Source organism: Synechococcus sp. BS56D, from assembly GCF_004332405.1.
Lineage (GTDB): Bacteria > Cyanobacteriota > Cyanobacteriia > PCC-6307 > Cyanobiaceae > Synechococcus_C.
Genome location: NZ_PHQU01000003.1, coordinates 142,776 through 154,498, shown reverse-complemented (window position 1 = coordinate 154,498; position 11,723 = coordinate 142,776). Strand labels below are relative to the sequence as shown.

The 11,723-nt window shown below is 61.2% G+C and carries 15 protein-coding genes; 4 read left to right on the top strand and 11 right to left on the bottom strand.

The genetic code is table 11. The annotated features are described in order from the left end of the window. Positions 1–3: 3 nt before the first annotated feature. From CWE17_RS05630 to CWE17_RS05620, 3 genes are all read right to left on the bottom strand, one after another. A complete protein-coding gene (locus CWE17_RS05630; RefSeq protein ID WP_370318277.1) occupies positions 4–660 on the bottom strand; it encodes a L,D-transpeptidase in 657 nt (218 codons plus the stop codon). Positions 661–746: 86 nt separating this feature from the next. Then, positions 747–1,304: an isoprenylcysteine carboxylmethyltransferase family protein gene (locus CWE17_RS05625; RefSeq protein ID WP_131455383.1), complete on the bottom strand. Its 558-nt coding sequence runs from the start codon at positions 1,302–1,304 to the stop codon at positions 747–749. A 14-nt stretch (positions 1,305–1,318) separates the two neighbouring features. Further along, positions 1,319–1,702: a hypothetical protein gene (locus CWE17_RS05620; protein WP_240789264.1), complete on the bottom strand. Its 384-nt coding sequence runs from the start codon at positions 1,700–1,702 to the stop codon at positions 1,319–1,321. 92 nt (positions 1,703–1,794) lie between these two features. Between CWE17_RS05620 and purS the strand changes: the two genes are divergently transcribed. The 4 genes from purS to CWE17_RS05600 are packed head-to-tail and all read left to right on the top strand — an operon-like array spanning position 1,795 to position 4,854. Next, positions 1,795–2,049, top strand: a complete 255-nt coding sequence (gene purS / locus CWE17_RS05615; protein ID WP_131455382.1) for a phosphoribosylformylglycinamidine synthase subunit PurS — start codon at positions 1,795–1,797, stop codon at positions 2,047–2,049. Further along, on the top strand, positions 2,046–2,699 hold the full coding sequence (purQ, locus tag CWE17_RS05610; RefSeq protein WP_131455381.1) for a phosphoribosylformylglycinamidine synthase subunit PurQ: 654 nt from the start codon (positions 2,046–2,048) through the stop codon (positions 2,697–2,699). Before purS ends, purQ begins: the two co-directional genes overlap by 4 nt. A 20-nt stretch (positions 2,700–2,719) precedes the next feature. Continuing rightward, on the top strand, positions 2,720–3,697 hold the full coding sequence (locus tag CWE17_RS05605; RefSeq protein WP_131455380.1) for an LD-carboxypeptidase: 978 nt from the start codon (positions 2,720–2,722) through the stop codon (positions 3,695–3,697). 35 nt (positions 3,698–3,732) lie between these two features. Beyond that, positions 3,733–4,854, top strand: a complete 1,122-nt coding sequence (locus CWE17_RS05600) for a CARDB domain-containing protein (protein ID WP_131455379.1) — start codon at positions 3,733–3,735, stop codon at positions 4,852–4,854. A 61-nt stretch (positions 4,855–4,915) separates the two neighbouring features. Here CWE17_RS05600 and fba read toward each other — a convergent pair whose 3' ends face one another. From fba to leuB, 8 genes are all read right to left on the bottom strand, one after another. Then, positions 4,916–5,989, bottom strand: a complete 1,074-nt coding sequence (gene fba / locus CWE17_RS05595) for a class II fructose-bisphosphate aldolase (protein WP_131455378.1) — start codon at positions 5,987–5,989, stop codon at positions 4,916–4,918. Between the two features lie 48 nt (positions 5,990–6,037). Further along, positions 6,038–7,159, bottom strand: coding sequence for a Gfo/Idh/MocA family protein (locus CWE17_RS05590; RefSeq protein ID WP_131455377.1), 1,122 nt, complete (start codon positions 7,157–7,159; stop codon positions 6,038–6,040). A gap of 9 nt (positions 7,160–7,168) precedes the next feature. After that, the gene (locus CWE17_RS05585) at positions 7,169–7,555 is read right to left on the bottom strand and encodes a hypothetical protein (protein WP_240789263.1); all 387 of its coding nucleotides are present in this window, start codon (positions 7,553–7,555) and stop codon (positions 7,169–7,171) included. Beyond that, positions 7,555–8,433, bottom strand: a complete 879-nt coding sequence (gene accD, locus CWE17_RS05580) for an acetyl-CoA carboxylase, carboxyltransferase subunit beta (protein WP_131455376.1) — start codon at positions 8,431–8,433, stop codon at positions 7,555–7,557. The genes CWE17_RS05585 and accD overlap by 1 nt, the downstream gene beginning before the upstream one ends. A 34-nt stretch (positions 8,434–8,467) precedes the next feature. Beyond that, positions 8,468–9,283, bottom strand: coding sequence for an A24 family peptidase (locus CWE17_RS05575; protein ID WP_131455375.1), 816 nt, complete (start codon positions 9,281–9,283; stop codon positions 8,468–8,470). Beyond that, the gene (locus CWE17_RS05570; RefSeq protein ID WP_240789262.1) at positions 9,283–9,546 is read right to left on the bottom strand and encodes a hypothetical protein; all 264 of its coding nucleotides are present in this window, start codon (positions 9,544–9,546) and stop codon (positions 9,283–9,285) included. Before CWE17_RS05570 ends, CWE17_RS05575 begins: the two co-directional genes overlap by 1 nt. Positions 9,547–9,624: 78 nt before the next feature. Then, the gene (locus CWE17_RS05565) at positions 9,625–10,527 is read right to left on the bottom strand and encodes a phosphoribulokinase (protein WP_131455373.1); all 903 of its coding nucleotides are present in this window, start codon (positions 10,525–10,527) and stop codon (positions 9,625–9,627) included. A 95-nt stretch (positions 10,528–10,622) separates the two neighbouring features. Beyond that, positions 10,623–11,702: a 3-isopropylmalate dehydrogenase gene (leuB, locus tag CWE17_RS05560; protein WP_131455372.1), complete on the bottom strand. Its 1,080-nt coding sequence runs from the start codon at positions 11,700–11,702 to the stop codon at positions 10,623–10,625. Between the last annotated feature and the right edge of the window lie 21 nt (positions 11,703–11,723).

Genomic DNA, 11,723 nt, shown 5'->3' with positions numbered 1-11,723 from the left:
CGATCAGTCTCGGACCACCAGCTGTCGGGTACCCGTGCGTCGAATCAGCTCGGAGAGTTCAAGGATGTCCTTGCGATGGATCAGGCCAATGCATCCGAGTGTTCCGCTCTGGGAATTTCGGCCAGCGCTCGGATCCTGATGGATTCCCAGCACCCTTCGCCCGGTGCTGAAGCTGGGTTCGATGCTGATCCAGATGGGTCCGAGTTCCGGATAGGCCCCGGCGGCTAGTGGTTCCACGGCTCCGAGGGTGTAGTGGCCACGCGGTAGCGGAGCCCGACTGCCCATTTGATCGCGATTCGCCTGTTGGCGATTGGCACGGCCGCTGACGGCTGGATAGTGGTGTGGACGTTGTCCTGGGATTTCCAGGCGCAGGTCCCAGATCGGGTCACCGGTGGACCGAATCGAGCGGTCGGTGCGCTCTAAAACCAGGACGGACTCTTTTCGCTCCTGGAGGAAGGCCAGCCATTGGTCTGGGCTGCTTGGAGCAGTCGTTGACTTCGTTGTCCAGTCCGGTCGGCTTGGATCTTCTCTGTTCAGACGTCCCATGCCCAGGACCTGGTTGTCCTGAAGGCTGTCCATTTCGGCAGCGGTGACTTGCGGTGCGACGAGCGCGCAGCCCATGAGCAGGATCAGCGGAGCTTGGATCCGTTGCAGCAGCATCGCCGAGGCAGCAGGGGATGCCGAAACTACGGATTGTTTTTAACGCTCCAGAGAGGAAAAGCCAGTTCCTTGTCCGACCCTGGGTCTTAGGGGTCTCGCCAGTCGAGTCCTGGCAGTCCGTTGAGAATCGCTGCCGTAAGTCTGCGATAGGTCCCGTAGTCAGGATGCAGGGCGATCAGACTCCGCTCCTCCCGTCGCGCCTTCCCCGCCAGAACAGCCGCCAGCAGCACAAGCAGGAGCAGGTGTAGGGGACTCCATCGCAAGATCACCACTCCCGCGGCACTCAGGAGGAGTGCTTGATAGAGCGGATGGCGACAGCGCTGGTAGGCCCCTGTTGTGATCAGAGTTGCCCCTTGCTTCGGTTCCGGTAGTGGCGACAGGCTGGCTCCAAGGCTCAGCAACGACTGAAGCGCCATCACTAGTCCGCTCATCAGCATTCCGCCTCCCAGTACGGCACGAGACCACGCCCCCGTGCTGCTCTCCCATGCAGCCTGGTGAGGCCAGCTTGGAAGCAGCAGCAGGGCCAGGATCAGCAGGAGCTGTGCCATGAGCCACCATTCCCCCTGGCTGTTCTTCAACAGGCTTTCCCAGCTGAGGTTCCAGCCCTTCCAAGGCCCTTTCAAGTTTCGCTCGTTTTGGGCCATGGCTGGCTCTCCGATCAATCCAGGGGCAGATTCCCACGGGCACAGATCCCATCCCAGCAAAGGGTTCGCTCTGCCACCCAACGGGCTTCGACGGGCTGCCAGCCTGCCTTGCTGGAATCCCTCAGGCGCATCCGACCGCTGCCGTCATGTCGAAAATGCAGCTGACGATCGGGAAGGTCAAGCCACCATTCTTCGCCGATCCGGACCACCCGCATCTGACAGGTCTGCCAGCCTCCGCCGTTGCGGTTGCATTCCAAGTCGATCCGCAGCGGTGCAGGGTTGGCTGCCCTGGCCCCCCTGGGAATGCCAGCGACCGTGACCAGGGCCATCAGCCCAGCGACCAGGAATCCCTGTAGGCCCAATGCAACGGGCCGTTTGGCTGAGAGCAGCTGTGGCACACCATGGCATCGACCCTTTCTTCAACGTGCCCAGAGCCTTCCGGGATGGGTGCCTCGGCCTGTCAAGATTTAACAATCCCCGCCCGGAGCTCGTGCCGCGTTATCAAGCCCGCGTTTTGGTGAATCTGCGACCTTCGGTCCTCGATCCGGCCGGAGAGGCCACGCGAGCCGCCGCGGCTCGTCTCGGGGTCGACGGTGTGACCCGTCTCAGGATTGGCAAGGCGGTGGAGCTTGAGCTTGAGGCTCCTGATGAAGCGGAAGCGCGTCGACGTCTGGAGCTCCTCAGTGATCGCCTCCTGGCCAACCCTGTGATCGAGAACTGGAGCCTGGAGCTGCAGGAGTCATGAGCATTGGTGTGGTGATTTTTCCCGGTTCCAATTGCGACCGGGACGTGCGCTGGGCGACGGAGGGATGCTTAGGCTTGCCTACACGCTTCCTCTGGCATGAGGAACGGGACTTGAGCGGACTGGACGCTGTGGTGCTTCCAGGTGGATTCAGCTACGGCGACTACCTGCGATGCGGGGCGATTGCTCGTTTTGCTCCGGTGCTGCAGTCCCTGGTGGATTTTGCAGCCGGCGGCGGTCGTGTGTTGGGCATTTGCAATGGCTTTCAGGTCCTCACCGAACTCGGTTTGTTGCCTGGTGCGTTGACTCGTAATCGGAACTTGCACTTCATCTGCGAGGACGCCGCTCTTCAGGTGGCCAGTTCCCGCACTCCTTGGTTGTCTGATCAGGTGGCTGGTAGTCAGATCACGCTCCCGATCGCCCATGGAGAGGGTCGCTATCAATGCAGCGATGAGACCTTGAAGCAGCTCCAGGATGACGATGCGATCGCTCTGCGCTACGTCGCCAATCCCAACGGGTCTGTGGACAATATTGCTGGTATCACCAATGCCAAGGGCAATGTTTTGGGTCTGATGCCCCATCCCGAGCGGGCCTGCGATCCCGTCACTGGCGGTGTTGACGGGCGCGCGTTGCTGAAGGCCTTGATCGGGTGATGGGCTTCGCCTGAATCGTGATGGGGATTGGGCGTCGCCGTGTTCTAACCAGCGGTCTCCTCAGTTTGATGGGGGCTCTGCTGCCTGGCGTCTCCCAGGCTGCGTCCCCCAGGGCTCAAGGCACAGCCCTGTCTCTCCCACCCCCTTTGCGGCGCGGCTCACGGTTGCGGGCGGTGAATCCAGGCACCTGGATTTCCCCTGATACGGATTTCACGCAGCTTCGCCAACGTTGTGCTGCGGAGGGCTGGATCTTGGAGATTCCCGACACGATCTGGCGACAGTGGCAGTGGTTCTCCGGGACTGATGGTCAGCGCGTCGGTGAATTGGAAGAGGCCTGGGCAGACCCGACCCTCGATGGGCTGATTGTGGTGGGGGGGGGCTGGGGGGCTGCCCGGGTGCTTGAGGCTGGTTTCCGTTTTCCCCGTCGGTCCCTCTGGACCCTTGGTTTTTCCGATACCAGCTCTCTGTTGCTCGCGCAGTGGGCGTCGGGATCGTTGGGGGCGATCCATGGCTCCTCCGGTGGCCCTGATGACCAGTGGCAGCGCACTGTTTCACTGCTCAGTGGTCGTCCTGTGGCTCCCTTGTCTGGGCGGGCCGTTCGTTCCGGTTTGGCGCAGGGTCCGCTTGTGGTGACCAATCTCACAGTGGCGACCCACCTGATTGGCACTCCCTGGATGCCCTCGTTGCAGGGCGCCATTCTTGTGCTCGAGGATGTGGGTGAAGCGCCCTATCGGGTGGATCGCATGCTCACCCACTGGCGAGCGGCCGGTCTTTTCAAGGGGGTCGCTGGCATCGCGACTGGACGATTCTCCTGGCAGAAGGATGACATCCTCCCGGGCGATTTCTCCATGGACGCCATTCTGGAAGAGCGTCTTGGCGACCTTGGTATTCCGTTGGTGATGCAGCTGCCGGTGGGGCATGGTCTTCCGAATATGGCCCTGCCCTTAGGGCAGCAGGCGCTTCTTGATGGCGACTGCGGCACCCTGTCACTGCGCTGAATTGTTGGCAGCATGAACTCAGCGTGTTGGTCTGCATGGCTGAGCTCACCATTGCCAACAGCATTACCGATCTGATCCAGGGCGATGTGCATGAGCACCTTGGCTTGGAGCGCATTCCTCTGGATGGAGATGTGCTCGGTCTTGGCACCACCACCAGCGTGGATAACGGTGAGCTGACCTTCCTCCAGGGTCCTGAAGGCAAGACGGTGATCTGGAAGTGCGAGGCCTTCAACGGCGGTATCCGGAAGCTCGAGCCAGGGGATGGCAGCTCTCACTTCCCGTATGTCTGTTTTTCCTCTGACGCCACGGCCTTGCGTCGACCCGTGGACCTGCAGCAACTTGATGCTGATGAGGGTGAACCTTTGCAGCCACTGATCGCGCGAGCGATTGCTCTGGGCCGCGAATCCGGTGCGCTTGAGCATGCCTCCATCTACGGCGTTCGCCTCGTCGCTGAGTGGCATGAACTCGTGATCACCGTGGCTTCGAAGTTGTGCTTGGGTCAGCAGCGGCGCAACAGTGCCTTGGCTTCCAATGTGTCTTCAGACACAACGGCAGCGACGAGCGTTTACGACCTGCTCCAGCACTACAGGCTCGCTAAGCAGGATCCCGCCAATCCTGCTGACCCCCTGCAGTTTCTTGGTCATTCCCTGCATTGGGACTGCTGCGGCTTTTTTGATATGGAGCCTGCCCTGGGGAGAGTCACGGTTCCCCAACAGGATGCCCACTTACATCTCCATGGCTGCAGCACCGACCTGCGCTACGGGGGCCATCTGCATCACGAGCATCCCAGCACCCAACTCGCTCGCCTTGAACGCCTTGTGCTCTATCCCCTGCACTCGGTGCAGTGCTTGAGCAGCGATCTCAGCATTCGCGAGCTTCGCTATGAAGATGGCTGCATTTGTTTCACGGTCGAGAACCTTGGCCAGCTCGATGTGAGTGATGTGGGCATCGCTGTTGTGGTGGACAACAGCTACAGCAATCATCGTTTTCTGCGCTTGCCCTGGATGGATGCTGGCAGTTCGGAGCAATTCTCGATGCCATGGGAGCTCGCTTCAGGTCGGCATTGCCTCGAGGTGGTGGCGGATCCTGAACAACGCATCATCGAACCGGAACGTTTGAGGACCAACAACCGTGCCCGCATCGACGTGGTGACTTAAGGCCACCAAAAAGGGGGCCCCTAGGGCCCCCGGTGTGATCCCAACGTTGGATCAGCCTGAATCAGGCGGCTACAGCGGTCTTGGGGTCAAGCTCACCCTTGGCATACAGGCCGGCGTAGTAGTTGATGTCGCGCTGCTTGATCTTGCTGGCGTTACCGGCAGCCCAGAACTGCTGATAGCGGTCAAGGCAGACCTGCTTCATGTACTTGCGAGCCGGCTTGTTGAAGTGGCGGGGGTCGAAGTTGGCGGGATCCGCGGCAGCTGCTTCGCGAACAGCGGCGGTGAAGGCAAGGCGGTTATCGGTGTCGATGTTGACCTTGCGCACACCATTGCGGATACCTTCCTGGATCTCCTCGACGGGAACGCCGTAGGTCTCAGGGATCTGACCGCCGTATTTGTTGATCATCTCCAGCCATTCCTGGGGAACGGAGGAGGAGCCATGCATCACCAGGTGGGTGTTGGGGATGGCTTTGTGGATTTCAGCAATGCGGCTGATGGCCAGCACTTCACCGGTGGGCTTGCGGGTGAACTTGTAGGCGCCGTGGCTAGTGCCGATGGCAATCGCCAGGGCATCAACCTTCGTCTTGGCCACAAAGTCAGCGGCTTCTGCGGGATCGGTGAGGAGCTGATCCTTGGAGAGTTCACCCTCGAAACCATGGCCGTCCTCGGCTTCACCCTTGCCGGTTTCCAGGGAACCGAGGCAACCCAGCTCACCTTCAACGCTCACGCCGATGGCGTGGGCCACGTCCACCACTTCCTTGGTCACAGCCACGTTGTAGTCGTAGCTGGCAGGAGTCTTGGCATCGGCTTCCAGAGAACCATCCATCATCACGGAGGTGAAGCCGTTGGCGGCTGCTCCGTAGCAGGTGGCAGGGCTGTTGCCGTGGTCCTGGTGCATCACCACCGGAATGTCCGGATAGGTTTCAACGGCGGCCAGGATCAGGTGGCGCAGGAAGTTCTCACCGGCATAGGTGCGAGCGCCGCGGGAGGCCTGCAGGATCACCGGGGAATCGGTCTCGTGGGCCGCTTCCATGATCGACTGGACCTGCTCCAAATTGTTCACGTTGAAGGCAGGGATGCCGTAGCCGTTTTCGGCGGCGTGATCAAGAAGAAGCCGAAGCGGAACGAGCGCCATGGTGAAGTCCTCGGTGGTGAAACGTCGTAGTGACGAATGGGGGCGAATCTACCGGATCTGCCCCTCAGGATTCCGTGTTGGCAAGCTCCATCCTTCATGGGATTCCTGGCAGCGGTCGCAGGCCAGCTGACTCAGGAGGCCTTCGGTCAGTCCAGGCACCATCGGCTGTCCGCTGAGAATGCTTTGGGCCCACCATTGCTGCAATCGCGCCACAGGAGCGATGCGTCCATCGCTCCAGGTAGTCGGGAAGAGCAGGTCGGCATCGGCCTGGACACTCCGGGGTTCCTCATGGCCCTGCGCAATCCAGAGACCGAAACCATGCACATAGTCCTTCTGGTTATCGCTGCCCAGCTTCAAGCTTCCTTGTGAGCCATGGATTTCCAGCCAACAACCACGGCCATTCCGTGCCACGGAGGCCAAGCTCACCTGGGCTGGAACAAGGCCTGAGCCATCGTGCCGCTGCAGCTGGGCCTGGATGAGGGCCACATCCTCTGCATCGACAGGGGTCATCTGGCCATCGGAGTTGGGGCGTTCGCGAATGGCGGTGTGATGGAGAGCATGCAGGTTTTCGATCGGCCCGACCATCCAGGCCAGCATGTCGAAGGCATGGGTGCCGAGGGCTCCGATCACCCCACCCCCCTGGCGGCGGCTGGAATACCAACTCCACGGCCGCTCTGGATTCGCCCTGCTGCTCATCAGCCAGTCGAGCTTCACCAGCCAGGGGGTTCCGATCGCGCCCTGGGCCAGCAGACGAGCTGCCTGCATGAACAAAGGGACGGCTCTGTATTCGAAATCGACGGCCACACTCAGGCGTTGGGCCATAGCGAGTCGCTGCAGATCTGCCACCTGCTCAGCGCATAGCCCAACCGGTTTTTCCAGCAAAAGATGCTTGCCCGCCTCTAGGGCGCGTCGGGCAAGATCAACCCTCGGTTCCGGCGGGGTGGCAATCACGATCGCCTCAACGGCGGGATCGGCCAGCAGGCCATCCCAGTCTTGATAACCCTTCAGTCCAGTGGTTGTAGTCGCTTGGTTGAGCCGATCCGCTCGAGGATGCCAGAGGGCGACGGGCTTGAGTTCCTGAACGGCCTCAAGGGCTTTCAGGTGGACGATTTCACCGAAACCAAGACCGGCGATGGCGACACCGATGGGACGGTTGGATCTGCTTTGCATGGGGACTGTTCAGGCGAGGTCAGCGCTGCAAACCGCATCGATCACGCTGCTGATCAATGCATCCTGACCGGCAGCTTCCCACTGAGCCCCCCAGCGGGGAAGTCCATTGACCTGCTGGTCTCGATAGAGCTTCTGATCGCAATCAATCTGCATCACGTAGAGGCTCCCCAGGGGGCGGGCTTCAGGGTCGGTTTCCGGCGTAAATCGACTGAGCACAGACAGGGTTCCTTCGCGGGTGCGGCGCACGCTTCCGGCATCCCACCATTGCCGGCCTTCGGCGGTTGGAGGGACCTCTCGCCAGTCCACGGGGCCGGCCATGGCCGCATAGGGCTCCGCCAGCCCTGTCAGCAGGATCAGGATGCCGAGAAGCAGTCCGCGGACAAGTCGACGGCCCATTACCCGACCGCTTCGACGGGATGGCTTCCGTGGAGTCGAAGCAGCCGCACGAGCGTGCTCTTCAGCTGGGTGCGCGGAACGATCGTGTCGACGAATCCGTGCTCCTGCAGATATTCAGCCGTCTGGAAATTGTCAGGGAGCTTTTCGCGCAGGGTTTGTTCGATCACCCGGCGACCGGCGAAACCGATCAGCGCTTTCGGTTCCGCAAGGATGAGGTCGCCGAGCATGGCGAAGCTGGCTGTGACTCCACCCGTTGTGGGGTGCGTGAGCAGCGGCATGTAGAGGAGACCCTGCTCACGGTGACGCTCCAGAGCCCCGGAGATTTTCGCCATCTGCATCAGGCTGAGCATGCCTTCCTGCATGCGCGCGCCGCCGGAGGCACACACAATCAGGAGAGGTAGTCGCTGTTCCGTGGCCCTCTCCACCAGTCGGGTGATTTTTTCGCCGACCACGGAGCCCATGGAGCCCCCCATAAAGCGGAAATCCATCACCGCCAGGGCTAGCGGATGATTCTCCACACGACACAGGCCGGTGATCACGGCATCCCGCAATCCGGTTTTTGCCTGCATCTCTCGTAGACGGTCGGCATAGGCACGGCGATCTTTGAAGCCGAGCGGGTCGGTTGGCTCCAGGTCCCCATCCAGGGGCACGAAACTGCCTGGATCAGCGATGACTGCAATCCGCTCAGCACTGTCAATTCGGTTGTGATGCCCGCAGTTGCTGCAGACACTCGCATTGGCGAGTAGATCCTTGCGGTAGACCACCTGGGAACACTCCGGGCACTTGCTCCAGAGACCATCTCCCTCCTCAGGCTCCTGGGTCAGCTTGACCACGGGCTGACCTTTTCGGCGATCGGCAAACCAGTCGAACAGCGACACGCAATTCTTCCTTCTGATGACTATTTAAAGCCCATCAGGCCACTCCAATCAGCCTGATCCAGTTCTGCCACCACCAGATCGGGCCTGTGAGCCACACCAACCAGATGCCCAGGGCGATGAACGGACCGAAGGGGAAGGGCTGTCGTGGCCCCAGTCTTCCGCTGAGTCGGCCCATCAAACCAATGATCGCTCCGCTGCAAACGGCAAGGGCCATGGCAGCTGCGATCCCGGCCGGTCCCAGCCAGGCACCTCCCATGGCCGCGAGTTTCGCATCGCCAAGTCCGAGAGCTGGCTGGCCAAGGATTTTCTCTCCAAGGGCGCTGAGGGCTTCCATCCCCAGCAGGGCAGCGGCGGCGGCCAGCAGATGGGGCAGCAGCTGAGATGGAGCGCTCAGCATCACAATCAGCCCCAGCAAGACTCCGGCACGGCAGAGGGGTTCGGGCAACCAGAGGTGGTCGCAATCGATCAGCAGCAGAACCAGCAGGAGGCTCACCAGCACCACTCCGGCCACCAGGGAGAGCCCTGCCGCGGCTTCGGCTCCCAATAGGGATTGATCGACGGGTAAGCCTCGTGCCCACGCGGCGCTGACCCAGAGGCCACTGCTCAGGGCTTCAACCAGCGGATAACGGGTCGGAATTGTCCAGCCACAGTCGCGGCAACGACCCGCGAGCCAAAGCCACCCCAGCACCGGCAGGTTGTCATGCCAACGCACGGAATGACCACAACTCGGGCAATGGCTCCCCGGGTGGACCACTGATTCGTGTCGTGGGAGTCTCCATGCCACCACGTTGAGAAAACTGCCGATGCAGGCCCCCAGTAGGGCCAGGGGCACCGCCACGACAGCCGCCATCAGCGAGCCATGGAGCGACGGGACCGGTTGCGAAGCAGCGCTGTGGAGAGGAATTCTTCCTCTGGCAGCAGTGTGGGCATCTCAAAGACCACCCGACCCTCGCCGCTCTTCTGACAGACCACAACGCCGCTTGGTTCCTGCGAACGCGTCGCTTCGCTGAGATAGCGGAAATAGATCCGACGAGCCCGGGCAATGAGCTCCTGACTGTTGACCCGATCCCAACGCGGTGAGACGCCGGCACCATTGCCGGCTCCATGGATCACGAACGATGGGGATGAAACGGAAATGGGCCCACCTGATTACTCAGATGAGCCCACGATAGATCTTCCGTTGCAAAAAGATCAGGAGAGCTTCTGCTTCTCCTCAATCATGCGATGAATGATCGGGGTGAGGATCAGCTCCATGGCAAAACCCATCTTGCCGCCATTGACAACGATGCTGGTAGGGCTGGACATGAATGAATCGTGGATCATGCTCAGCAGGTAAGCGAAGTCAATTCCCCACTTTTCCCGTGCTCCTTTACGGAAGTGAATGATCACAAAGCTCTCATCCGGCGTTGGGATATTGCGGCAGATGAAAGGGTTGGAGGTGTCAACGGTCGGCACCCGCTGGAAGTTGATGTCGGTGCGGCTGAACTGGGGACAGATGTGATTGATGTAGTCGGGCATCCGGCGAAGGATCGTATCGACGATCGCTTCGGCGGAATAGCCACGCTCGGCGTTGTCACGGTGGATTTTCTGAATCCATTCGAGGTTGGTGATGGGCACCACGCCCACCAGCAGGTCGGCAAGGGCAGCCACGTCGTAGCCATCGCCCTGCACACCACCATGCAGACCCTCATAGAAGAGCAGGTCAGTGCCGCTGGGGATGTTTTCCCAGGGGGTGAACTGGCCGGGGCCAAGATCGGTGCCTAAACGGGCGTTGTGCTCAGCGGCCTCTTCAGGGCTGTGCAGGTAGTAGCGCTTCTGACCGCCACCGCTTTCGCCGTAAACGCGGAAGAGTTCCTCAAGCTTGTCGAAGAGGTTGGCCTCTGGACCGAAGTGGGAGAAGTTCTCACCCTTGGCCAGTGCTTCTGCCATGGCCTCCTTCATCGCCATCCGCTCGAAGCGGTGGTAGCTGTCACCCTCCACAACGGCAGGGGTGATGTTCTCCCTGGCAAAGATGTGTTCGAAGGCCCTTTTCACGGTGCTGGTTCCGGCACCGGAGGAACCCGTAACGGCGACAACGGGGTGACGCTTCGACATCGACGCAGGCAGAGCAGGCCCGAAGATTTTGGCAGGTCAAGTGCCGATCCCGGTCGACGCAGTGCCGGGACCGGCAATGGCCCCCATGGTTCTCCTCAGGTGGAGAGATGGTTGAGCAATTGCTCGCCCATGGCTCGACAGCCAAGCATGGTGCAGCCCTCTGCCATCAGATCTCCGGTCCGGTAGCCCCCTGCCAAGACGCCATCCACGGCTTGTTCCAGGGCACTGGCGGCCGACTCCTCCCCGAGGCCGATGCGCAGCATCATGGCCGCTGATAGCACCATCGCCATTGGGTTGGCTTTGTCCTGACCTGCGATATCCGGCGCGGAGCCATGCACAGGTTCGAACAGTCCAGGGCCTTCACTGCCAAGGGATGCGGAGGGCAGCATGCCGATGGAACCGGTGAGCATGGCGGCTTCGTCGCTCAAAATGTCGCCGAAGAGATTGCCGGTGAGCAACACATCAAATTGACGTGGGGCCCGCACCAGTTGCATCGCAGCGTTGTCCACATACATGTGGCTCACCTCCACTGCTGGGTAGCTCGATGCCATCGCCTCCACGCGATCGCGCCAGAGCTGGCTCACGTCCAGCACATTGGCCTTGTCCACAGAACAAAGCTGACCACGGCGCTGAACAGCGAGCTCAAAGGCCACCTTGGCGATTCTGTCCACCTCGCCGCTCGAGTAGGTCATGGTGTTGAAACCGCGCTCCTCCCCATCAGCGCTGACTCGCCCCTTCGGCTGGCCGAAGTAAATGCCTCCGGTGAGTTCTCGCACCACCATCAGGTCGACCCCTTCGATCACCTCCGGCCGCAGAGTGCTGGCATCGATCAAAGCCGGAACGATTTTGACCGGACGCAGGTTGGCAAACAGTTCCATGCCGGACCGCAGCGCGAGCAGACCGCTTTCCGGTCGTTGTTGACGCGGCAGGCTGTCAAAGCGGGGGCTACCGATTGCAGCCAGAAGCACGGCATCTGCCCCTCGGCAGGCGGTGAGCGTGCTTTCCGGGAGTGGCTCCCCGGTGGCATCGATCGCTGCACCGCCGATTGGCTGCTCCTCAAAGCTGATGGTGAAGTCGTGACGAGAGGCCACGGCGTCAAGCAGCGTGCGGGCCACAGCAGTGATTTCGGGTCCGATGCCGTCACCCGGCAGCAGAACAACGCGATGCTGGCGCATGGGCTTCAGGGATGAGGGCCG

What these genes read in the sequence shown, in the direction of transcription:
- CWE17_RS05630 (WP_370318277.1), bottom strand. Translation starts at nt 660, where the DNA reads ATGCTGCTGCAACGGATCCAAGCTCCGCTGATCCTGCTCATGGGCTGC.
- CWE17_RS05625 (WP_131455383.1), bottom strand. Translation starts at nt 1,304, where the DNA reads ATGGCCCAAAACGAGCGAAACTTGAAAGGGCCTTGGAAGGGCTGGAAC.
- purQ (WP_131455381.1), top strand. Translation starts at nt 2,046, where the DNA reads ATGAGCATTGGTGTGGTGATTTTTCCCGGTTCCAATTGCGACCGGGAC.
- CWE17_RS05605 (WP_131455380.1), top strand. Translation starts at nt 2,720, where the DNA reads ATGGGGATTGGGCGTCGCCGTGTTCTAACCAGCGGTCTCCTCAGTTTG.
- CWE17_RS05600 (WP_131455379.1), top strand. Translation starts at nt 3,733, where the DNA reads ATGGCTGAGCTCACCATTGCCAACAGCATTACCGATCTGATCCAGGGC.
- fba (WP_131455378.1), bottom strand. Translation starts at nt 5,989, where the DNA reads ATGGCGCTCGTTCCGCTTCGGCTTCTTCTTGATCACGCCGCCGAAAAC.
- CWE17_RS05590 (WP_131455377.1), bottom strand. Translation starts at nt 7,159, where the DNA reads ATGCAAAGCAGATCCAACCGTCCCATCGGTGTCGCCATCGCCGGTCTT.
- CWE17_RS05585 (WP_240789263.1), bottom strand. Translation starts at nt 7,555, where the DNA reads ATGGGCCGTCGACTTGTCCGCGGACTGCTTCTCGGCATCCTGATCCTG.
- CWE17_RS05575 (WP_131455375.1), bottom strand. Translation starts at nt 9,283, where the DNA reads ATGGCGGCTGTCGTGGCGGTGCCCCTGGCCCTACTGGGGGCCTGCATC.
- CWE17_RS05565 (WP_131455373.1), bottom strand. Translation starts at nt 10,527, where the DNA reads ATGTCGAAGCGTCACCCCGTTGTCGCCGTTACGGGTTCCTCCGGTGCC.
- leuB (WP_131455372.1), bottom strand. Translation starts at nt 11,702, where the DNA reads ATGCGCCAGCATCGCGTTGTTCTGCTGCCGGGTGACGGCATCGGACCC.